We start from the raw sequence: 20,566 nt of genomic DNA, 5'->3' as shown, positions 1-20,566 counted from the left end.
GCCGCCCTGGCGCGTTGTATGCTTGGATGGTCTCCGCGGCGGGTTCCACCATCTGTTTCGCGCCTGCGGATCCAATGGTTCCAATGCTTCGCGTGAAGGGATGGTCATGACAACAGGACAGCTCAGGGACGCACACGTGCGCACGGATGATGAGATCGCCCTCATCGCCAACCATATGCGGCACGACATCATCGCGATGCTCGAGGCGGCGGGAACGGGTCATCCGGGCGGCTCGCTCTCGTCTGCGGATATCCTCGCCACGCTGTACTTCTCGGGCGTGATGGGCTGGGACGCCGACGATCCCAAGAATCCCGACCGCGACCGATTCGTGCTCTCCAAGGGCCACATCGCGCCGGCGCTCTACGCCGTGCTGGCGCAGGCGGGCTTCCTGTCCCGCGAGGAGCTGCTGACGCTTCGCAAGCTCGGCAGCCGTCTGCAGGGGCACCCCGACAGCAACATCTGCCCGGGCGTTGAGGTGGGCACCGGCTCGCTGGGCCAGGGCCTCTCCATCGCCGCCGGCATCGCACTCGGCTTCAAGCAGGACGCCGCCGCCACCGGCGAGCCCTGCCGCCGCGTGTTCGCCCTGACGGGCGACGGCGAGCTGCAGGAGGGTCAGAACTGGGAGGCCCTCATGTTCGCCGGCAACCACGATCTGAACAACCTCGTGGCGATCGTGGACAACAACAACCTGCAGATCGACGGCCACGTGAGCGACGTCAACGACGTGCAGCCGCTGGCGGCCAAGTTCGAGGCCTTCAAGTGGCACGTCATCCAGGTGAACGGGCACGACGTTCGCGCCGTGCGCGCCGCGCTCCAGGAGGCCGTGGCGTACAGCGCCGGCCCCGTCGTCATCATCGCCAAGACCATCAAGGGCAAGGGCGTCTCGTTCATGGAGGACAAGGCAAGCTGGCACGGAAACGCGCCTTCGGCTGAGCAGGCCGCCGAGGCTCTGGCAGAGATCGACGCGGTGGGCGAGCAGCTCGCGGCCGCGGTGAAGGGGGAGTAGACGATGGCTAAGGCAACGCGCGCCGCGTTCGGCGAGACGCTTGTTGAGCTGGTGGACGAGGGCCTGGACGTCATGGCCGTGGATGCAGACCTAGCGGGTTCCACCACGCTCGGCAAGCTGGGCGCCGCCCATCCCAACCGTCTGGTGGACGTGGGCATCGCCGAGCAGAACATGATCGGCGTGGCCTCCGGCCTGGCGCTCACGGGCCGCACGGTCTTCACCGGCTCGTTCGCCGTCTTCGGTGCCGGCCGCTGCTGGGAGCAGATCAGGAACACCGTCTGCATCTCCAACCTCAACGTGAAGGTGTGTCCCACGCACGCGGGTATTACCGTGGGCGCCGACGGCGAGACACACCAGGGCTTGGAGGACATCGCGCTCATGCGCGTGCTGCCGCACATGCGTGTGCTCGTGCCCGCCGACTATCAGGCTGCCAAGGCCGCCATTCGCTTTGCCGCCAAGACCCCCGGTCCCTTCTACGTGCGCCTGGGCCGCGAGACCCCGGCCGACGTGTACACCGAGCCTTTCGACCTGGACGGCGAGGCGTACGCGAGCGTGCTCCGCGAGGGCTCCGATGTGACGATCTGCGCTTGCGGCGTGGAGGTCGCGCCCGCGCTCGAGGCCGCCGAGACGCTTGCCGCCGAGGGCATCTCCGCCGAGGTCATCGATGTCATGAGCGTGAAGCCCCTGGCCGAGGACGTCATCCTCGCCTCCGCCGCCAAGACGGGTCTCGTGGTAACCGTCGAGGAGCACAGCATCTACGGCGGCATGGGTTCCGCCGTGGCCGAGCTGCTGGCCGAGCGCCAGCCCGTGCGCGTGAAGCGCCTGGGCATGACGACCTTTGGCCAGTCTGGTGCCGGAATGGAGCTCATGGCGCACTACGGGCTCGATGGGGCCGGGGTGGCCGCGGGCGTCCGCGAGGCGATTGGGAAGTAGTCACGCCTCGAGACCTATGGTCCCCGGCGCACCATCCCTCCCGTGCTCAACCATACTCGAAGGGCGGCCGTAGGCCGCCCTTCTGCGTAACTGCGCGCGGCATGGTGTGCCGGGGACCTGGGGTGTAGGGCCGCTTCCCGCACTTTAAAAAGAAAACTCAACCTGATAGGGTAAAACGGTTGTGTGTGGTGATTGATTTGAGGGGTGGCCATGGCCGATTACTCCGGCGTTCCTATTGAGCATCTTGGTGAGGTCTCGTCCACCAACGATGTGGCGCGTGAGCGCGCCGCTTCGGTGCCGCATGGGTGGGCCGTTCGCGCCGATGTGCAGACCGCGGGGCGCGGGCAGCGCGGGCACGGGTGGACCTCGCCCGCGGGTGGGCTTTACCTATCCGTGGTGCTGAAGCCCGGGGTGCCCCAGCATCTGATGACGGGCGTGCCGCTCGTATGCGGTATCGGGGCGGCGCGCGCCCTGGAGGGCCTTGGTATCACCGACGTCAAGATCAAATGGCCGAACGACCTCGTGGCCGGTGCCGCGAAGCTCGGGGGCATGCTGACCGAGGCGGGCTGGTCGCCCGAGGGCGTCTACGCCGTGTGCGGCATCGGCGTGAACATGACCTCCCCGCAGGTGAAGGACCCTTCTCCCCGCGCCCTTCCCGCTACCGGACTGGAGACCCTTCTGGCCGGGGATGCCCCTGCGCGGGACCTTGGCGTGCTCGCCGACGCGCTGCGCGCGGGCATCGCCGGCACCGTCGAGGAGTGGGCGGCCGATGTCAAGCGGGCCGGCACCGCGGCCACGCCGCTCGGGCGCCTGGGCAGCGAGCTCTACGACCGCATGGCCTTCATGGGCTCCTACGTGGGACTGATCGACCGTTCCGGTAACGCGTACGCCGCGGGCACGCTCACGGGTATCGACCTGTGGGGGCGCGCGCTCGTGCGCCTGGACGACGGCACGGGTGAGGAACGCGCCTTCGACCCGGCGCAAGTCTCGATTCGCCCCCTCTAGCATGCTGGTAGCGAGGGCTTTTCGGGTCGTGGGGCGAGGCCTCACGGGAAAAGAGGAGACGGCATGATCGAGGCACGCGACGTGCGCGTAACGCGCGGGGGCGTGTCAGTTCTTGCCGGGGCCTCGTGCGCGGTGCGCCCCGGCGAACTGGTGATGCTTGTGGGCGGGAACGGCGCGGGCAAGTCCACGCTCGCCCGCCTGCTCTGCGCGTCCGACCTCGCAGAGCCCGGCATGGTGCGGGTGGACGACGAGGATCCTGCAGCTGGTCCGCATGCCCGCCGCCTCGTACGGAGCCGCGTGGGGTTCGTGGGGCAGGATCCGGTCGATCAGATCGTCTCCACGCAGGTTTTCGATGGGGTAGCGTTTGGACCGAGGAACCTCGGACTCTCGGAGTCCGAGGTTCGCCGGCGCGTGACATCCTCCCTCACACGCGCCGAGCTTACTGGATTCGAGGCGCGCGATGTCTCGGAGCTTTCCGGCGGCGAGCTCCAGCGCCTGGCCCTTGCGGGCGTGCTCGCCATGGAGCCGCGCTACCTCGTGCTCGATGAGGTGCTCGCCTATCTCGACCCCGACCTGCGCCCGCGCCTGCGGAACTTCTTCGTGCATCTTGCACATGAAGAAGGTCTGGGCGTGGTGCTCGTGAGCCACGATCCGGCTGACCTTGCGCTGGCCGATCGCGTGCTGCTCTTGGAGCACGGCGTGCTTCGGGAGCGCCCATGCTCGGCGCCATGCGGTGAGCACCGGTCAACCGATCTTCGGACTTCCGTGGCCGATGCCCGGCCGCGCGTGCCTCGCGCATCCGGCGGACTCTGCCTGCGGGACGTTTCCTACGCGTATCCCGCCGCGGGGGCCACGCCGCTTCAGGCGGCAGATGGCGCCGCGGCGCGATCGGTGCTGCGGGGCGCGTCCCTGACCGTGCGTCCGGGAGAGGTGGTGCTCCTGCGTGGCTCCTCGGGTGCGGGGAAGTCCACGCTCGCGTGCATCGCCGCCGGCCTCATCGAGCCGGGTGGGGGAACCGTCGAGCTCGACGGCACCTCCGTGCGGCCCGGTATGGTCGGCCTTGCGTTCCAGCGCCCCGAGGACCAGATATTCCAGGATACCGTCTACGACGAGCTGGCCTACGCGCCCCGGAACGCCGGGCTCGATGCGGGCGAGGTCGATCGGCGCGTGCGCGCCGCGGCGGAACTGACCGGCATCGACTCCGCCCTGCTCGACCGCTATCCCTTTGAGCTCTCGGGCGGGCAGCAACGCCGCGTGGGACTTGCCGGCGTGCTCGCGCTCGATGCGCCGGCGTACATCCTCGACGAGCCGACCGCCGGCCTCGATGCGGACGGTGCCCGCTCCCTGAGCGGCCTGATCGGGAGGCTTCGGGCCGAAGGCAAGGCCGTGCTCCTCATCACGCACGACGTGGAGACGTGGCGCGGGGAGGCGGACCGCGTGGTCGCGTTGCGCGATGGGATCGTGGCCGCGGATGCTCCGGATGTCGCCACAGCCTCGTCGACGGTAGCGCCCGCCCACGCGGCCGACGGCCCTTCCGCTCCCGGCCTGGACGCCCGTGTGAAGATCGTGCTCCTCCTGGCTGCCACGGTGGCCCTTTTCGCCGCGAACCCGCTTATCGCCATCCCCGCAGGGGCGGCCGTGCTCGCCATTTTGGCGCCTCGCATGGGGCTGCGAGCGGGTGCCGTTGCCCGCGCCCTCAAACCCGTGGTCGTTATCCTGGCTTTCACCCTGCTCGCGAACCTCGTCTCCTGCGATGGGCGTGCGAGCGTGCACCTTGCCGGTCAGGTGGGGCTCGACCCGGCGGGCGGCTTGCGCGGTTTCACGGCTGTGGCGCGCATCGTGCTGCTGCTCGCCGCCTCCCTGGGCGTGGCGCGTACCACCACCCCGCCCGAGATCTGCCGGGCATGCGTGCGCCTGCTGCGCCCCCTGGCGCACGTGGGCGTTCCCGTGGGGGATGTGGGGACTGTGCTCTCCATCGCGCTGCGCTTCATCCCCGTGACCGCGCAGGAGTTCCAGCGCATCCAGTTGGCCCAGCGCGCCCGCGGCGCCCGGTTCGACACGGGGGCCGCGCTCGCCCGGGTACGCGCGTACGCCGCCGTGCTCACCCCGCTCGTGGTGAGCCTGTTCCGGTGTGCTGACCGCTTGGGGGATGCCATGGCGGCGCGTCTGTATACCGATGGGGGCGGGAACGTGCCCGCCCGCCCGCTCACTCTGCGCGAGCGGCTGGTGCTCGCCGCTGGTATCATCGTCTGCATCGCGCTGATCACGCTCGCCCGCTAGGAGGTTCCATGCCCACGCAGCCCATAGACACCCTCGACGGCACGCTCGTGCTGCGCCTTGCCTACGACGGGGCCGGGTTCTCCGGTTTTGCCGAGCAACCCGGTCAGCGGACGGTCGCCGGTGAGACGCGCCGGGCACTCGAGACCTTCCTCAGGCGTTCCATCGATCTGACCTGCGCCGGCAGGACGGATGCCGGCGTGCATGCGCGGGCGCAGTATGTGAGCGTGCCGCTCACGGCCGATGAACTCGCGATAACCCGCTCGCGCTGGATGCGCGCGCTTTCGGCCCTGCTTCCCGATGATGTGGCGGCGGGGGAGGTCTTCCACGCCGCGCCGGGTTTCTCTGCACGCTTCGACGCCCGCGCGCGCACCTATACCTATCGCATCGGGACGGGCGAGGCGCGTCCCCTGCTCTGCCGGGAGTACGCCTGGTGGCATCGCACCCCGCTCGACATTGCGGCTATGGAGGAGGCTTCGCGCTGCCTGGTGGGGGAGCACGACTTCAAGAGCTTCTGCAAGGTTGCCTCGGCGGTGGGCAAGCCCACCTGCCGGAATGTCCACGCTGTCGGGTTCTCCACGGAGACGCAGCTGGGCGAGGAGCTGCTCGCGTTCACCATCACCGGAAACGCCTTTCTCCACTCCATGGTGCGCACCATCGTGGGCAGCTTGGTGGAGGTCGGGTCCGGTCGGCGCGACCCCGCTTGGATGGCCGAGGCGCTTGCCGCTTGCGATCGCCGCGCCGCCGGACCGACCGCTCCGGCGCGTGGTCTCTGCTTTATGAGCGTGACATATGACGAGGGCGTGTTGACCGTCTGTTCTTGATGTGCGCCCCTTTTTGCACGCCGCCTCCGGGTCTGTTCGTGGGATACCATGCAAGCAGATTCGAAGCAGGAGGTGCTTGTGACGCACAAGGCTGCGAGACAACCACGCGTATCCATTCTTCTGGCTGTTCACGATGCCAGGGATGTAGCGGCGCGAACGGTTGAGAGTATCCTCAATCAGGAATACCGTGATCTCGAGCTCATCGTCGCCGACTGCGCCTCACGGGATTACACCGCAACCATTCTGCAGCGCTATGCCGAGCGCGATATCCGTGTCGAGCTGCTTCGTCTTGATGACGCCGATGTGGCCGCGGGCCGCGACGCCGCCCTGGCTGCCGCGCACGGTACCTTTGCCCTGTTCATGGACCAGGGCGATTGGCTTGCTTCCGGCTGCCTGGACAGCTTGGTCGCCGCGGCGGAGGAATCCTCCGCCCAGCTGGCGATCCCGGCTTTTTCGATCGATTCCACGCGGTCGGATGGGAGCCGGACCTCGATGGTCTGCGCCCCGGCTTCGCAGGTATGGGGAGATGCACGCTCGTTCCGCAAGGACTTTGGCCGCTTGCTTGCCGACCGGCTTTTCCTGAACACTGCGGGCAAGCTGATGCGCGTCTCTCGCCTGCGCGACCAGCACCTGAGATTCTCCCAGGCAAATGGCGACTTCGACCTGATGGCATCGTATCTGCGCCACGTCGAGCGCGTCTGCGTGGTGCAGGGACCCTGCTGCCATGTGAGCGCCTCCGCGACGGGTTGGTGCCGGGGAACGGGTCCGGGCCCGCTGTCCTACAAGCAGGTGGAGCGCGACTACGAGCGCGTGCTCTCCCTGTATCGGAGCTGGGGGCTCATCGACGATGCAGAGAGCATGGAGGAGGTGCATCGCCTGCACCTTTCCGAGGTTATCCGCTGCATCGGAGAGGTCGCGGTCGATTCCCACAGCCTTTCTCCCATCGAGCGCCGTCGCGCCGTGCAGGGGATGATCGATGCCCCGTCGACGCGTGATTCCATCGAGGCCCTGCGGCCCCAGGCACGGGATTTTGGCATCATGTTCGCGCCCATCGCGCGCAGAAGTGCCGCCGCATGCTGTATGGGCGCGCGCATCCAGGACATCGTCGAGCGCACCCTGGCGCCTTTCACGCCTGCTCGCGCCGCCTGCCGCTGATTTCCCTGATATGCACGGCAAGGTTGCTTTTTCCTTGAACTATGCAGGACTGCTGGCATCCTCCCCGTTGGCAAATCGATTTGAGTCACGTTTGTAAACTGATGCCTTTGCCCGGCAAGGCTGCTCCTCACCGCGCTATCCTGATACAAGTTGATTATCGAGGCGGTGTGAGATGGCAAAGAAGCGTAACGGACGGCAGGATGCGATCCGTGACATCGTGCGCAACGAGGATGTGAGAACGCAGCGGATGCTCGTGGAGGAGCTTCGCGCGCGTGGCTTTGACTGCACGCAGGCGACGGTGTCGCGCGACATCGCCGATATGGGTCTGCGCAAGCTTCCCGAGGGCGTGTACGTGCTCGCCGAGGACCTGCATCTGCAGCGCATGGTTTCCGAGCTCGTCACGGGCGTGAACCGCGCAGAGAACCTGGTGCTCGTCAAGGCACAGCCCGGCACCGCGTCTGGTATCGCCGCCGCTATCGATGCGGCCGAGCTGCCCGATGTGTTGGGGTCCCTTGCCGGCAACGACACCATTCTGGTCATCGCCCAGACCCCCGAGGACGGAGAGCGCTTCGAGGGCATGGTTTCCAAGTTGAGGAGTGTTCGCAAATGATAGCTTTCATCCATATCGTGCTCATCTCGCTCGTACTGCTGCTGCCGATCGCGCTCGTGGCACTGCTGGTGTGGTACTTCATACTGTCGCGGAGGAGCAGGAGCAACTAGGAACGAGGACTGCTTCCGGTTTCGGTGCCACCGGACTGGAGCGCGTACATTCGTCGATTGCGCCCAGGCGCCGCGGCGTCCGGGCAGGGAAACGAAGAGGGGAGGCCAGAGCCTCCCCTCTTCGTTGTTCTGTATAGCCTACGGGCCCCTGTCTACGGCGTGGTGGTCGTCCCGCCGCCGCCCGTGCCGCCGCCCGTGCCGCCGCCCGTCGAGCCGCCGGTCGAGCCGCCGCCGGTGCCGCCGCCGGTCGACCCGCCGCCGGTGCCACCGGTCGTGCCGCCACCACCGGTGCCGTCACCGGTCGACCCGCCGCCGGTCGTGCCGCCACCACCGGTCGAGCCGCCGCCACCGGTCGACCCGCCGGTCGAGCCGCCGGTATCGCCGCCCGTGCCGGGATTGGGCGTGGGCTCGGTGGTCGTCGTGCCGCCCTCGGTCGCCCCCTCCTCGGTGACCGTGCTGTCCGTGCTCTCGGTGTTCTCCGACTTGCTAGAGCTGTCGGTGTCGCCACCGCCGCCCGAGAAGTTCCAAGAGCTGTTTTGCTTGAAGGTAGGTTTCTCGCCGGTGGGGAAGTTCTCGTGCTCCGCGTCCTTGAGCGCCGCGTTCATGAATTTACGGAAGATGGGAATGGGGAGCTGGGTCGTGCCGTAGCCGATCGGCTCGTTCGAGCTGGAGCGGCCGGACCAGACGGCGGTGCACAGCTGCGGTGTGTAGCCCACGAACCAGACATCGGTGGTCCGGTCGTCGCCATTGGACGCCGTGCCGGTCTTTCCTGCCACGGGCTGGTCGACGGAAAGGCGGGCACCGGTGCCGGTGCCGCTCTTGATGACCGTCTCGAGCACGTTGGTCACGGCTTCGGCCTGGCCGGTTGTGAGCACCTGGGTGGGGTTGTCCTGGTGCGCGTAGAGCTGGGAGCCGTCGCGCGAGAGTACCTCGGTGATGGCCACGGCATCGCGATGGTAGCCGCCGTTCGCGAAGGTTGCGTACGCCTCGGCCATCTCGAGCGGGGTGAGGTAGCAGGTGCCGAGGGTCAGGTTGTCCTGGCCGCGGAACTCCGCCGTCTCGTTTTCGGTGTCGATGCCCAGGTCGGACGCCATGGTCTTCAGCGCGTTGTAACCGATGGCAGCCTGCACCTGCACGTATGCCGTGTTGGAGGAGACGGCCGTGGCGCTCGCCAGGGTGCGCACGCCGTAGTTGTGGTTGCCGGCGTTCTTGATCGTGACGGTCCCGCCGCTATAGGTCTTGATGGTCATGGGCGAGGAGCAGTTCAGCGTCACGCTGGGGTCCATGCCGGCCTTGATGGCTGCCGCGAGCGTGATGCCCTTGAAGGTGGAGCCCACGGAGCGACGCGCGAGCGCATGGTTCGTGTGCGCCCCCGCGGCGTCGTTGTAGTTGCGCCCGCCGTACATGACCTTGATGTATCCGGTCTTGGGATCGATCGCGACCGCGCCGCAATCGAGTTCGTCGGCCCGCTGGGCGGTATAGGTCTCGTCGACCGCCTGCTCCGCCGCGGCCTGCATGGTGGGGTCGATGGTGGTCTTCACCGTGAGCCCGCCCTTGAAGATCATGTCTGTGGAGAACTCCTCCTGCAGGACGGACTTCACGTAGTCCACGAAGTAAGGATAGGCGAGCGTGCCGTTCTCGGGCGTCTCGGTCACGTTCAGGACGATGTCCTCGGCCTGCGCGGCGTCGTGCTCCTCCTGGGTGATGCAGCCGTTGCTAAGCATGCGGTCGAGCACGATGTTGCGGCGCTGCTTGGCAAGATCGGGGTTCACCGTGGGGTCGTAGGTGCTCGGAGCGTTGGGAATGCCCACCAGGAGCGCGGCCTCCGCCAGGGTGAGGTCGGAGCAGTTCTTGCTGAAGTAGGTGTGCGCCGCCGCCTGGATGCCGTAGGCGCCGTGTCCGTAGTAGATGGTGTTGAGGTACATCTCGAGGATGTCGTCCTTGGAGAAGATCTCCTCCATCTTGATGGCGATCCAGGCCTCGCGGACCTTGCGTTCGATGGTCTGGTCGAACTGCTCCTCGGAGAGGATGGTGTTGCGCACGAGCTGCTGTGTGATGGTTGAGGCACCCTCGGAGCCGCCGGTGAGCTGCACCACCACGGCGCGGGCGATACCCACGAGGTCGATGCCACCGTGCTCGTAGTAGCGCTCGTCCTCGGTGGCGACGGTTCCGTTGCGCACGTACTGCGACACCTGGTCGAGGGCGACGTTCTGGCGATTCTGGACGTAGAGCGTGGCGATCTCGTTGCCGTTGGCGTCGAGGATGGTCGAGGGCTCGCTCACCAGATATTGGTTCTTATCGGTGTAATTTGGCAGGTCGGAGAGCCAGCGGCTCACGTTTGCGAGCATGCCCACGCCGAACGCGATGCCGGCGAGCAAGATGAAGCCGAAGAAGGAAGCGATGATGATGGGAACGGTGTGCGTTTTAGAGCGAGAATGCTTGCGGCGTTCGCGAGGGCCCATGAGAACCTCCAACGTAGGTGCGAAAACACAATAGATGCCAACACCTTAGCGCAAAGAGCGCAGGGCGCGGGTCTGGTGCCCGTGCCTGCGGTAAAGTTCCATGCTGCGCCTGGGGAACCGCCGCCGCCCCGCCCGCCCGCGCCCGGCCCCGGTTGCCCCTCACCTCATCTTCGCGAAGCTGGAAAACACGGCGCCGAACGCGCTGGAACGAAGCGAACGAAGATGTCCCCGCACTTTCAGCCCGGACGGAGCCGCGCTTCGTTCCAGGCATTCGGCGCGGTGTTTCCTCAGCTCGCTCAGAAAGTCGGTGGGGGCAACCGGGGCCGGGCGCGGACGGGCGGGGCGGCGGCGGTTCCCGGGGGACACGCGCGCGGGACTTCGCTACTATATAAGGGTTGCGAAAACAAGCACCGCCTCCTGCCTGGTTGCGGCGGATTCGGCGAGGGCGCTATACACACGAAAGGAAGATGGCAGTGCTATCAGTTGACGAGCAGATGCGCATCATCTCGAGCGGGGCGGCGCAGATCGTTCCCGAGGCCGAGCTCCGAAAGAAGCTCGAGCGGGGCGTGCCGCTCAACATCAAGCTGGGCGTGGACCCCACCAGCCCCGACCTGCACCTGGGCCATGCGGTGCCGCTGCGCAAGATGCGCCAGTTCCAGGACCTCGGCCATAAGGTCACGCTCATCATCGGTAACGGGACCGCGCTCATCGGAGACCCCTCCGGCAAGAACTCCACGCGCCCGCAGCTCACGCAGGAGCAGGTGGAGGCCAACGCGCGGACCTACGTCTCCCAGGCCATGAAGATTCTGGACCCCGAGAAGACCACCATCGTCCACAACGGCGATTGGATCCTCTCACTCGACCTCAAGGGCCTGCTGGAACTCTGCAGCAAGTTCACCGTGGCGCGCATCCTCGAGCGCGACGACTTCCATAACCGCTACCAGAGCCAGACGCCCATCGCGCTGCACGAGTTCCTCTACCCCGTGATGCAGGCGTACGACTCCGTCGAGATCAAGGCCGACGTCGAGATGGGCGGTACCGACCAGCTCTTCAACCTGCTCGCCGGACGCGACCTCATGGACAAGATGGGCATGGAGCCGCAGGTGGCGCTCACGATGCCGCTGCTCGAGGGCACCGATGGCGTGCGCAAGATGTCCAAGAGCTACGGCAACTACGTTGGTCTCACCGATGAGCCGGCCGATATGTTCGGCAAGCTCATGAGCATCCCCGACGAGATGATCGGCAAGTACTATCGTCTGGCGAGCACGCTCACCATCGACGAGGTGGACGCCATCGACGCCGAGCTCGCCGCCGGCACCGCCGACCCGTACGCGCTCAAGCAGGCGCTCGCCCGCAATATCGTGGACCTCTACCATGGGGCCGGTGCGGGCTGGAGCGCACAGGAGGAGTTCCTGCTCGTGCACCGGAACCGCGAGATCCCCGAGGACGTGGAAGAGGTGGCCGTTTCGATCGAGGTGAACGAGGACGGCCTCGTCTACCTGCCGCGCGTGCTCGTGGCGGCCGGACTCTCCACCTCCGCCGGCCAGGCCCGTCGCGATATCGACGGCGGTGGCGTGAAGATCGACGGCGAGGCGCTGGCGCCCAAGAGCTACAACGTCGATCCCGCGCTGCTCAAGGTGGGCGCCGTGCTCCAGGTGGGCAAGCGCCACTTCGCGCGCCTGGCGTAGACGGGACGCTGCCGCCCCCTCTTGCGGACCGTTGCGGGGCCGCCCCTAAGCAGACTCGACGCTGAGGGGCGGTTGCTAAGCAGATGCGCCACCAAGGGGTAGTTGCTAAGCAAAGAGGACGCGAAGGACCTGTTTTCAGGCTCTTAGCGTCCTCTTAGCTTAGCAACGTGTTCTTCGTGGCAATTCTGCTTAGCAACTGCCCTGTGGCAGGGGTCATGGTGGCTGTTCGGGTACGTTCGAGATGCATCTGAGGTGCGCCCGTCCCGCCCTGTCGAATCAGGACAGCCCTTCCAGCACGCGGCGCATCTCGGCCTGCACGGCTTGCTCGTGGTTGTAGCCGATCACGCGGTCGGCCACGGCTTGCAGGGCGGGGCGGCCGTTGGCCATGGCGCAGCCCGTGCCGGCGAGGCGGATGACCTCGTAGTCGTTCATGGAGTCACCGAACGCCATGACCTCCTCGGGCTCGATGCCGTAGAGCTCCATGAGCTGGGAGACGCCGGATGCCTTGGTGATGCCGGGTTGCATGGAGTCGATCCAGTTGTTGCCCGAGGGGGCGAAGGTGAAGAGGTCGCCCAGCTCGCGCTGGAGCACGTAGGCGTTGTCCATGACGTTGCCGTCGTCGCAGTAGATGGACGCCTTGACGATACTGACGGTCGGAGCGGGAAGGTCCCAGATGCGTTCGGCGTTGGGAAGGTCCTTGTCGACCTCGCGCACGAACTTGTCCTCGTCGTCCAGGAGGTAGGACTTGGTGCGGTCGAAGAGGGCCAGGTGCATGTTGTCGAAGAGGGCGATGGTGCTCGCGAGCCGCTTCACCGCCAGGTGCGAGTACACCTCGCGGTCGATGAGCTCGCCGTCGGCGTACACCTGCGCCCCGTTGCTGGCCACGAAGTCCATCTCGTTGCGCACGGGCTCGAAGAACTGGCAGAGGCGGTCGTAGCGGCGACCGGATGAGGCGGCGAAGTGGACGCCGTGCACGCGGAGCGCGCGGATGAGGTCGAAGGTCTCGGGCGGCACCTCGCCGCGCTCGTTCAGCAGCGTGCCGTCCATATCAGATGCGATGAGCTTGATCATGAAACTCCTTGTCTTGTCGTTCGGCGGCAGCCCGCGCAGGTGGTTTCACGAATCGGGGGTGCCGCAGCTTGCGCTCGCGACGAGCATACCCGTGCGGGCAGCTAAGCTAATCAACGGGGTCCGTTTCCTACCCGAACCTTTACCGGACCCCCATACCTTTGCCAAAGATGCCGCCGCGGCTTTGCCGGTGGTGCCGGTGCGGGTAAGATGGTTCTCTGACTGTTCGACACGGACGATATTCCCTAGAGGGAGGAGCGCTATGTCAACCAAGAAGCTTCGCGCCGTCATCGACGCTGCCGAGGGCCGCGTGCCCGCGGACAAGCTGTTCGTCAACGCGCAGATCGTGGACGTCTACGGGCTTCGGGTGGTCCCCGGCCAGGTGGCGGTGAAGGACGGTCTCATCGTGGGCGTGCTCTTCGGTGACCGCGAGCCCGACCGCGCCGCCGGCTACGAGGCCGCCGAGGTCATCGACTGCGGCGGGCGCTACCTCGCCCCCGGCCTCATCGACGGCCACCTGCACATCGAGAGCTCCAACGTGCGCCCCGTCGAGTACGCGCGGATGGCGCTCGCGCGCGGTACCACCACGGCCATCGCCGACAGCCATGAGATCTCGAACGTCTGCGGCCTGGACGGCCTGGAGTTCATGATCGAGGATGGCCGTCGTGCGCCCATCTCGTTCAAGTTCATGATGCCGTCCTGCGTGCCGGCGCTCCCCGATGAGCAGGCCGGTGCCCAGATCACCGCCAAGGACATGCGTGCCTTCTTCCGGGCGCACAAGGGCGACGTCTTCGGCCTGGGTGAGATGATGAACCTGCCCGGTGTCTTCATGGCGGATCCGGAGACCTGCGCGCGCATCGACGCCGCGCGCTCCACGGTGTCCGGCCTGGTGGACGGGCACGCGCCACTCGTGGCGGGGCGCGACCTCAACGCCTACGCGGCCGCGGGCATCATCGCCGACCACGAGTCCACGCTGCCCGAGGAGGCACTCGACAAGCTCTCCCGCGGCATGTACGTGATGCTCCGCGAGGGTACCTGCAGCCACGACCTCGCCAACCTCGCGCCCATGCTGCGCGAGAACCCGGCCCGCGCGAGCCGCTGCTGCCTCGCCACCGACGACCGCGCCCCCTCGGACGCCCTCGCGCTCGGCATGATCGACAACGCCGTGCGGGTGGCCATCGAGGCCGGCATCGACCCGGTGGTCGCCATCTCCATGGGCACGCTCTCCACTGCCGAGTGCTTCGGGCTGGACCACGGTCCCGCGGCGGGGGAGTGGGGCCGGCGCGGCGCCGTGGCGCCCGGCAAGCGTGCCGACCTGCTGGTTCTGGATGACCTGTCGTTCCAGAAGGCACCCCATGCCGTGTACGCCGACGGTGCGCTCGTGGCCGAGGAAGGCCGCTTCGTGGGCAAGATCGCGCCGGCGAGCGAGCGCATGGACGAGCTCGAGGCGTCGCTGCGCGGCTCGGTGCACCTGCCCGAGCTCTCGCCCGAGGTGTTCGACTACGAGTTCCGTCCCGGCGAGGCGGTGATCGACGTGATTCCGGGCAAGGCCGTGACCGGTCTGATTCGCCCCGAGTCGGCCGACGGCCTGCGCCGCATCATGCTCATCGAGCGTCACGGGCGCGGCGTCGCGGCCCAAAAGGATGCGGACGATGAGATCTTCCCCGGGGCGAGCCTGGTGGGCCATCACATCGGCTGCGGCTGGGTGCGCGGCTTCCCCGTCCACGGCGCCATCGCCTCCACGGTGGGCCACGACTCCCACAACGTGTGCGTGGTGGGAGACAACCCGGCGGATATGTTTGCCGCGGTGGAGGCCGTGGGCCAGGGCGGCTTCGTAGCCGTGCGCGATGGCAAGGTCGCCGCGCGCCTCGACCTACCGCTCGGCGGCCTCATGTCCGACGGCGATGCCGAAGAGGTGGCTCGTCAGCACGACGCGCTCATCGCGCAGGGCCGCGAGATGGGCATCGAGCCCCCGCTCGATCCCATCATGGGCATGATCTTCCTGCCGCTGCCGGTCATTCCCGAGCTGCGCATTCGTCCCGAGGGCATGTTCGACGTCACGACGTTCACCTTCGCGAACTAGCCGCTACCTGCTCCGATCGTGGTATGGCGACGCCCCCTGGCGCGAACGAGAGATGTTCGCACCAGGGGGCGTCTTCTTGCTGCGCCTTCGAATGAAGCCCGGTTAGCCCTCGATCGCGTCGATGGCGCGGATGAACGCGCTTCTGAGCCCGCAGGCCTCGAGCTCCGCCACGCCCTTGATGGTCGTGCCGCCCGGCGAGCAGACGGCGTCCTTCATGGCACCGGGATGCGCGCCGGTGGCGAGCTGCAGCTTGGCGGTGCCGGCGACCATCTGGCTCACCATCTCGTAGGCGACGGCGCGCGGGATGCCGTGCTTCACCGCGGCGTCTCCCAGGGCCTCGATCACCATCGCGATGAAGGCGGGGCCGCAGCCACCCACGGTGCCCGCCACGGAGAGCAGGCGGTTCTCCACCTCCACCACGGTGCCGACGCTGCCGAGGAGCTCGCCGGCAAGGGTGCGCTCGTCGGCCGTGAGCGTGTGCTCGCGCTCGCAGGCGATGACGCCCTCGCCAATGGAGACGGGCGTGTTGGGCACGGTCGAGAGGTGGCGCGTGCCGGGAAGCAGGTTCTCGTAGGCCGCGCAGTCCCAAGCGGCGGCAACCGAGATCATCGGCTTGTTCGCGAGCGCGCCCGCGAGCGGCGCCAGCACGCGCTCGATCATGACGGGCTTGATGGCGATGACCACGAGGTCAGCTGCATCCACGAGTGCGGCGGCGTCCCCTGCGGCATGCATGCCACGGGCCTCGGTACGCGTTTTGAGCGCGTCGAAGTGGCCGGCGCAGGCGTAGAGGTGCTCCGCGGGAACCTTGCCGCTCGCGATGAAGCCGTCTGCCAGCGCGGACGCCATGTTGCCGAATCCGATGAAACCGATCTTGGTGTGGTCGAGATATGCCATGCGAGCTCCTCACGCTCAGGGTCGTCAAGCTGATTGGATGCGATTATACGCTCGCTTGCCATTCCGGATTCTCGCGCACGAACGTGCCGGATGCCTCGAGTCACACGGGATGGCCCGGTCGATGCCAAGGCCTGGAGATCCGCGGGGCGATGCGCTGTCCGAGTCGTTCCTCAAGGCGCTCAAGCGAGAGCTGATAAATGACAGAAGACACGAATCCAGGGACGAGGCGAGGCGGGAGGTGCTCAGATACATCGAGCTCTACTACAACAGGCGGCGGTTGCATTCCTAGAACGGATATGTGGCGCCTTGCGACTAAGAGCGAGATGCCGCCTGAAGATGCTAAAAAAATGTCCAGAAAACCTTGACCACTCCACTTGGCAAGCAGCTCTCCAAGCAGATCACCCCGGCCTTCCACGACGAAGAGGCGCTGGCGGAACAGGATGCCCCCACCCGCTCGCTCATCGCCTTCTATCGAGCACATCGCAAGTAGCGCCCGATAACAGCGACGATATGACGGCGTCAGGATTAAGAGCGAGCCGCTGGTCCACGGAGGCATATTACGTCTGTAGACGATTTCATACCGTTTACCGGAACATATAATGTTCTACAACGTATTAGACTAATGAGTTGCTATAGTCCATATCGTCATATAACGATAGTTCCAAAGGGGGAACACTATGGCAGAAGCCGAAACCATCCAGCTCTCGAAGTTCGACATCGACGAGTATCTTCGGGACGGCGACGCCACGGTCGCGGCGTGCACCGACGCGAAGGCTGTGGCCGACGAGATCCACGAGCAGGGCTATGACAACATCTTCTTGCTCGGTATCGGGGGAACTTATGATGAGCTCGAGATGGTCCGCTATTTCATGAACAAGTACTCCGAGGTGGAGGTCCACCTCATCAACGCCGCCGAGTTCAACGTGCTCGGCAGCAACCGTCTTAAGAAGAACTCGCTTGTCGTGACGGCGTCGGCATCGGGAGACACCAAAGAGATCGTGCGGGCAGTCGACACCATCGTTAACCAGGGCATTCGCGTCATCGCATTCACACGCAAAGAGACCCCCCTCGGCAAGCTCGCCACCAAGGTGATCGCCGCCCCCGTCGCAACGGGTCGCTGCGATTTTACCTACCTGCTCTTCGATGCGTTCGCGCTGCGCCTGCTCAACCTTCGCGGTGACTTCGACCGTTACGATGACTTCATCGCCCAGACGAAGAGCATCTTCCACGACCTGGTGGACATTCGCATCAAATTTGAGCCGCGTGCGGAGGAGATTGCCCGGCAGTTCGCGCACGAGCCCTACACCATCTTCATTGCCTCCGGTGCGCTTTGGGGCGAGAACGTGCTGTTCTCCATGTGCGTTCTCGAGGAGATGCAGTGGATTCGCACACGCGCCGTCACCTCGGCAGAGTTTTTCCACGGCACGCTCGAGCTCGTCGAGCCCGGTGTGCCGGTTATTCTTACCAAGGGTGAGGATGAATGCCGCGAGCTTGATAACCGCGTAGAGACCTTCTGCCGTCAATATACCGATAAGTTCGCGGTCATCGATACGGCGGAGTACGCGATCGATGGGCTCGATTCCGAGTTCCGCCCCCTCGTCTCGCCTATGATTGCCGCGGCGACGCTTCACGAGCGCTTGTCCAAGCATTACGAGAGCGAAACCAAACACAACCTCGCCTATCGTCGGTACTATCGTCAGTTCTCGTACTAAAACGTGAGTGAGGTTCGCGTCATGCGGCGTTTTATCTTGGCGACTCACGGGCATTTCGCAGCGGGCATTCGGGAGAGCCTCGAGCTGGTCTTCGGCGAGCAGGAGAACATCGCCACGGTTTGCGCGTTCGTCGACGGTTCAAGCGATATCAAGGCCTTGGTTCAAGATGCCTTGGATGCGGAGCCCGAAGGTGCTGATATCGTAGTATGCACCGACATTCTGGGGGGCAGCGTGAACAATGAGTTCCTCAATGCACTGCCCGCTAATCCGCAGGTCCACCTGATTGCCGGCATGAATCTGCCGATGCTCATCGCACTCTTTCTCTCATCTGAGCCGGATACGGAGAAGCTGATTCGCACGGTGATCGCCTCGGATGACATAGCGCCCCGCTACTGCAACGATGAGCTTCGCACAGATGCAGGTGAGGATGAGGATTTTTAAACGGAGGGGAGCTTTCTCATGATAAAACTCGTACGTGTCGATCATCGACTTCTTCATGGGCAGGTTGCCGTCTCGTGGGTTAGCGGTATCGGTGCCGACTGCATTCTCGTTGCAAGCGACACGGTGGTGAACGATCCGGTATGGAAGACCACGCTCAAGCTCGGCAAGCCCTCGGGTTGCAAGCTGGTGATGAAGAACATCGCGGATTCCATCGCGGCCATCAACAGCGGGGTGACCGATAAATACAAGCTCATCGTCGTTGTTCAGACCATTGCCGACGCGAAGCGCCTGGCTGACGGATGCCCTTCCATAACGAGCATCAACCTGGGCAACACGAAGGAGAGCCCGACTACAAAACAGGTAAGCCGTCAGATTTTCCTTGAGCCCGATGAGATGGAGATGCTGAGGGAGCTCGATGGCCGCGGGGTCGAATGCGAGATTCGGCCGATGGCGGCAGACTTCAAGACGAACGTGATTCCCTTGCTTTAGGGCTGAGCGGGCGAGTGCCTGGCGGCATCTCGGTGCCCGCCCGCAGCCTTCCGCCTCTATTCGACACACGACAGACAGCTGTATCATTCTGAGAGGAGATAATCATGCTGATGCAGGCATTGCTGATTGGCCTCGTCGCGGCGTTCGGAACGCTCGACACCGCGCTGGGAACCAGCTATATCCAGCGCCCCATCGTGCTCGGTCCGCTTGTCGGGCTGGTGCTGGGAGACCTTCAAACGGGTCTTATTATCGGGGCAAACCTTGAGCTCCTTTTCATGGGTGCCATCTCGGTCGGTGCCTATATTCCGCCCGATGTCATCACCGGAGGCGTGCTGGCGACCGCCTTCGCGATTTCAACGGGTTCAGGCCTCGAGGCCGCCTATGCGCTCGCCATGCCCATCGGACTTGCGGCACTTGGTATCAAGAACGTTTTCTACGCGATTCTTCCGCTCATCCTGCCCATAGCCGATCATGGTGCCCAAGAGGGCGATGACGGAAAAATCAAGCTTACGTATGTGCTGTTGGGCCTTTTCGGGAAGACGATCTGGACGTTCACGCTTACGTTCTTCGCATTCTTCCTTGGCTCCGATGTGGTAACCGCTGCGCTCAACTCCGTTCCGTCCTTCGTGTTCGACGGTCTCGGAATCGCCGCCGGTATTCTTCCCGCCATGGGCTTCGCAATGCTCATGCGCATGATCGTCAACAAGAAGCTCATCCCCTTCTTCGTTGCGGGCTTCGCGCTGGCGGCCTTCCTTAACCTTTCCGTTCTCGCCGTCGCGATTTTTGCGGTCGTGATTGCAATCGAGAAGCTGGAGTTCCTGGATGAGCGCCCGATGGTTGCCAGGGCGGCTGTAGGCATAGATGGAGGCGACGATGATGACTTCTAAGATGTCCGACAAGACGCTGCAGGATGCGTACCGGGGCAGTATCAGCAAGAAAGACCTCACGCGCATGGCGGTGAACCCCGGTGCCCTGGGAATGGAGTACTCCTGGAACTACCCCAAGCAGATGAGCGTTCCGTTCTGCCTCATGCTCAACCCCCTTCTGAAGAAGATTTACAAGGATGACCCGAAGGGATATTCAGAGGCTCTGCAGCGTCATCTTGAATTTTTCAACATCACGATGTACTTCGCTCCGTTTGTGGGCGGCGTGGTCGCCTCGATGGAAGAGCGCGTGGCGAAAGGGGAGATGGCCCCGGAGACCATCAACCAAGTCAAGGCTGCGCTTATGGGTCCGTTGTCGGGTATCGGCGACTCGCTCTTTTTGGGCACGCTGCGCGTGATCGCCGCAGCCGTGGGCATCAGTCTTGCCGTCAACGGCAACCCGTTCGGCCCCATCGCGTTTCTGTTGATTTACAACATCCCGACGTTCCTCACACGTATCATCGGTGCCCATAAAGGCTATGAGCTCGGCGTGTCGTTTCTGACGAAAGCGCAGGAGAGCGGCCTGATGGATAAGGTGATCTATGCGGCTGGCATCATCGGCGTCATGGTGATCGGCGCTATGACGGTGACCATGACCTCTGTTTCCATTCCGATTGAGTTCGGCCAGGGTGAGAGCGTTCAGACCATCCAGAGCGTTCTCGACGGCATTCTTCCCGGTACGCTTGCGCTTGTGGCGCTCGGGCTGTATTACTGGGCGCTGAGCCACAAGGTGAGCCCCATGGTCCTCATCGTGATCACCATGGTGGTGGGCGTGCTCGGTGCCTTCACGGGCGTCCTTGCCTGATACAGGTAGCGGTTCGTCTTCTGTCTGACTGGCTTTGATGACGTGGCGGCAAGGTCTTTTCTTCGGAGAACAAACCTTGCC

At 65.1% G+C, this 20,566-nt stretch carries 19 protein-coding genes; 16 read left to right on the top strand and 3 right to left on the bottom strand.

Annotation, left to right across the window (positions count from 1 at the left end; all coding sequences use genetic code 11):
- Positions 1 to 106: 106 nt before the first annotated feature.
- The 7 genes from GDJ97_RS01075 to GDJ97_RS01045 all read left to right on the top strand — a co-directional run bounded on the left by GDJ97_RS01075 (position 107) and on the right by GDJ97_RS01045 (position 7,810).
- Positions 107 to 1,006 carry a transketolase gene (locus tag GDJ97_RS01075; protein ID WP_152069387.1) on the top strand — a complete coding sequence of 300 codons (900 nt, stop codon included), beginning with the start codon at positions 107 to 109 and terminating at the stop codon, positions 1,004 to 1,006.
- A 3-nt stretch (positions 1,007 to 1,009) separates the two neighbouring features.
- Positions 1,010 to 1,939 (top strand): transketolase family protein, encoded by a 930-nt coding sequence (locus GDJ97_RS01070; protein ID WP_152069386.1) that lies wholly within the window; start codon positions 1,010 to 1,012, stop codon positions 1,937 to 1,939.
- Between the two features lie 210 nt (positions 1,940 to 2,149).
- Positions 2,150 to 2,944: a biotin--[acetyl-CoA-carboxylase] ligase gene (locus GDJ97_RS01065; protein ID WP_152069385.1), complete on the top strand. Its 795-nt coding sequence runs from the start codon at positions 2,150 to 2,152 to the stop codon at positions 2,942 to 2,944.
- 63 nt (positions 2,945 to 3,007) lie between these two features.
- On the top strand, positions 3,008 to 5,224 hold the full coding sequence (locus GDJ97_RS01060) for an ATP-binding cassette domain-containing protein (protein ID WP_152069384.1): 2,217 nt from the start codon (positions 3,008 to 3,010) through the stop codon (positions 5,222 to 5,224).
- Between the two features lie 8 nt (positions 5,225 to 5,232).
- Complete coding sequence (gene truA, locus GDJ97_RS01055) at positions 5,233 to 6,045, top strand: tRNA pseudouridine(38-40) synthase TruA (RefSeq protein WP_152069383.1); 813 nt, start codon at positions 5,233 to 5,235, stop codon at positions 6,043 to 6,045.
- A 48-nt stretch (positions 6,046 to 6,093) separates the two neighbouring features.
- A complete protein-coding gene (locus tag GDJ97_RS01050; RefSeq protein WP_152069382.1) occupies positions 6,094 to 7,200 on the top strand; it encodes a glycosyltransferase in 1,107 nt (368 codons plus the stop codon).
- A 172-nt stretch (positions 7,201 to 7,372) separates the two neighbouring features.
- Positions 7,373 to 7,810 carry an arginine repressor gene (locus tag GDJ97_RS01045; protein WP_152069381.1) on the top strand — a complete coding sequence of 146 codons (438 nt, stop codon included), beginning with the start codon at positions 7,373 to 7,375 and terminating at the stop codon, positions 7,808 to 7,810.
- Between the two features lie 262 nt (positions 7,811 to 8,072).
- Here the strand turns inward: GDJ97_RS01045 and GDJ97_RS01040 are convergent, their stop codons facing one another.
- Positions 8,073 to 10,382 (bottom strand): transglycosylase domain-containing protein, encoded by a 2,310-nt coding sequence (locus tag GDJ97_RS01040; protein WP_152069380.1) that lies wholly within the window; start codon positions 10,380 to 10,382, stop codon positions 8,073 to 8,075.
- Positions 10,383 to 10,855: 473 nt separating this feature from the next.
- Here GDJ97_RS01040 and tyrS point away from each other — a divergent pair, with 473 nt between their 5' ends.
- Positions 10,856 to 12,070, top strand: coding sequence for a tyrosine--tRNA ligase (tyrS, locus tag GDJ97_RS01035; protein WP_193221254.1), 1,215 nt, complete (start codon positions 10,856 to 10,858; stop codon positions 12,068 to 12,070).
- A gap of 276 nt (positions 12,071 to 12,346) precedes the next feature.
- On the opposite strand, the gene GDJ97_RS01030 is transcribed toward tyrS, so the two are convergent.
- On the bottom strand, positions 12,347 to 13,141 hold the full coding sequence (locus tag GDJ97_RS01030; protein WP_152069379.1) for an HAD family hydrolase: 795 nt from the start codon (positions 13,139 to 13,141) through the stop codon (positions 12,347 to 12,349).
- A 259-nt stretch (positions 13,142 to 13,400) separates the two neighbouring features.
- Between GDJ97_RS01030 and GDJ97_RS01025 the strand changes: the two genes are divergently transcribed.
- A complete protein-coding gene (locus GDJ97_RS01025; protein WP_152069378.1) occupies positions 13,401 to 15,221 on the top strand; it encodes an adenine deaminase in 1,821 nt (606 codons plus the stop codon).
- A gap of 102 nt (positions 15,222 to 15,323) precedes the next feature.
- On the opposite strand, the gene proC is transcribed toward GDJ97_RS01025, so the two are convergent.
- Positions 15,324 to 16,115, bottom strand: coding sequence for a pyrroline-5-carboxylate reductase (gene proC, locus GDJ97_RS01020; RefSeq protein ID WP_152069377.1), 792 nt, complete (start codon positions 16,113 to 16,115; stop codon positions 15,324 to 15,326).
- On the opposite strand from proC, the gene GDJ97_RS09740 reads away from it, so the two are divergent.
- From GDJ97_RS09740 to GDJ97_RS00990, 7 genes are all read left to right on the top strand, one after another.
- Positions 16,039 to 16,404: an integrase core domain-containing protein gene (locus GDJ97_RS09740; RefSeq protein WP_152069376.1), complete on the top strand. Its 366-nt coding sequence runs from the start codon at positions 16,039 to 16,041 to the stop codon at positions 16,402 to 16,404. The genes proC and GDJ97_RS09740 overlap by 77 nt on opposite strands.
- A 72-nt stretch (positions 16,405 to 16,476) precedes the next feature.
- Entirely contained in the window at positions 16,477 to 16,605 is a 129-nt protein-coding gene (locus GDJ97_RS09630) for a hypothetical protein (RefSeq protein ID WP_255445719.1), read from the top strand.
- A gap of 187 nt (positions 16,606 to 16,792) precedes the next feature.
- On the top strand, positions 16,793 to 17,827 hold the full coding sequence (locus GDJ97_RS01010) for an SIS domain-containing protein (RefSeq protein WP_152069375.1): 1,035 nt from the start codon (positions 16,793 to 16,795) through the stop codon (positions 17,825 to 17,827).
- A 21-nt stretch (positions 17,828 to 17,848) separates the two neighbouring features.
- Positions 17,849 to 18,268, top strand: coding sequence for a PTS sugar transporter subunit IIA (locus tag GDJ97_RS01005; RefSeq protein WP_152069374.1), 420 nt, complete (start codon positions 17,849 to 17,851; stop codon positions 18,266 to 18,268).
- 18 nt (positions 18,269 to 18,286) lie between these two features.
- Positions 18,287 to 18,757, top strand: a complete 471-nt coding sequence (locus GDJ97_RS01000; protein ID WP_152069373.1) for a PTS sugar transporter subunit IIB — start codon at positions 18,287 to 18,289, stop codon at positions 18,755 to 18,757.
- Positions 18,758 to 18,861: 104 nt separating this feature from the next.
- Positions 18,862 to 19,644, top strand: coding sequence for a PTS sugar transporter subunit IIC (locus tag GDJ97_RS00995; protein WP_152069372.1), 783 nt, complete (start codon positions 18,862 to 18,864; stop codon positions 19,642 to 19,644).
- Positions 19,631 to 20,485, top strand: coding sequence for a PTS system mannose/fructose/sorbose family transporter subunit IID (locus GDJ97_RS00990; protein WP_193221250.1), 855 nt, complete (start codon positions 19,631 to 19,633; stop codon positions 20,483 to 20,485). Before GDJ97_RS00995 ends, GDJ97_RS00990 begins: the two co-directional genes overlap by 14 nt.
- Positions 20,486 to 20,566 lie beyond the last annotated feature (81 nt).

This window comes from Collinsella sp. AK_207A, assembly GCF_902501965.1.
Classification (GTDB): domain Bacteria; phylum Actinomycetota; class Coriobacteriia; order Coriobacteriales; family Coriobacteriaceae; genus Collinsella.
Note: the sequence above shows the minus strand (reverse complement) of the source record. Positions and strands in the feature narration are given on the sequence as shown.

Excerpts from the sequence above, each read along its gene's own strand:
- GDJ97_RS01075 (WP_152069387.1), top strand. The coding sequence starts at position 107 with ATGACAACAGGACAGCTCAGGGACGCACACGTGCGCACGGATGATGAG.
- GDJ97_RS01070 (WP_152069386.1), top strand. The coding sequence starts at position 1,010 with ATGGCTAAGGCAACGCGCGCCGCGTTCGGCGAGACGCTTGTTGAGCTG.
- GDJ97_RS01065 (WP_152069385.1), top strand. The coding sequence starts at position 2,150 with ATGGCCGATTACTCCGGCGTTCCTATTGAGCATCTTGGTGAGGTCTCG.
- GDJ97_RS01060 (WP_152069384.1), top strand. The coding sequence starts at position 3,008 with ATGATCGAGGCACGCGACGTGCGCGTAACGCGCGGGGGCGTGTCAGTT.
- truA (WP_152069383.1), top strand. The coding sequence starts at position 5,233 with ATGCCCACGCAGCCCATAGACACCCTCGACGGCACGCTCGTGCTGCGC.
- GDJ97_RS01050 (WP_152069382.1), top strand. The coding sequence starts at position 6,094 with ATGCAAGCAGATTCGAAGCAGGAGGTGCTTGTGACGCACAAGGCTGCG.
- GDJ97_RS01045 (WP_152069381.1), top strand. The coding sequence starts at position 7,373 with ATGGCAAAGAAGCGTAACGGACGGCAGGATGCGATCCGTGACATCGTG.
- GDJ97_RS01040 (WP_152069380.1), bottom strand. The coding sequence starts at position 10,382 with ATGGGCCCTCGCGAACGCCGCAAGCATTCTCGCTCTAAAACGCACACC.
- GDJ97_RS01030 (WP_152069379.1), bottom strand. The coding sequence starts at position 13,141 with ATGATCAAGCTCATCGCATCTGATATGGACGGCACGCTGCTGAACGAG.
- GDJ97_RS01025 (WP_152069378.1), top strand. The coding sequence starts at position 13,401 with ATGTCAACCAAGAAGCTTCGCGCCGTCATCGACGCTGCCGAGGGCCGC.
- GDJ97_RS09740 (WP_152069376.1), top strand. The coding sequence starts at position 16,039 with ATGAAGCCGTCTGCCAGCGCGGACGCCATGTTGCCGAATCCGATGAAA.
- proC (WP_152069377.1), bottom strand. The coding sequence starts at position 16,115 with ATGGCATATCTCGACCACACCAAGATCGGTTTCATCGGATTCGGCAAC.
- GDJ97_RS01010 (WP_152069375.1), top strand. The coding sequence starts at position 16,793 with ATGGCAGAAGCCGAAACCATCCAGCTCTCGAAGTTCGACATCGACGAG.
- GDJ97_RS01005 (WP_152069374.1), top strand. The coding sequence starts at position 17,849 with ATGCGGCGTTTTATCTTGGCGACTCACGGGCATTTCGCAGCGGGCATT.
- GDJ97_RS01000 (WP_152069373.1), top strand. The coding sequence starts at position 18,287 with ATGATAAAACTCGTACGTGTCGATCATCGACTTCTTCATGGGCAGGTT.
- GDJ97_RS00995 (WP_152069372.1), top strand. The coding sequence starts at position 18,862 with ATGCTGATGCAGGCATTGCTGATTGGCCTCGTCGCGGCGTTCGGAACG.
- GDJ97_RS00990 (WP_193221250.1), top strand. The coding sequence starts at position 19,631 with ATGATGACTTCTAAGATGTCCGACAAGACGCTGCAGGATGCGTACCGG.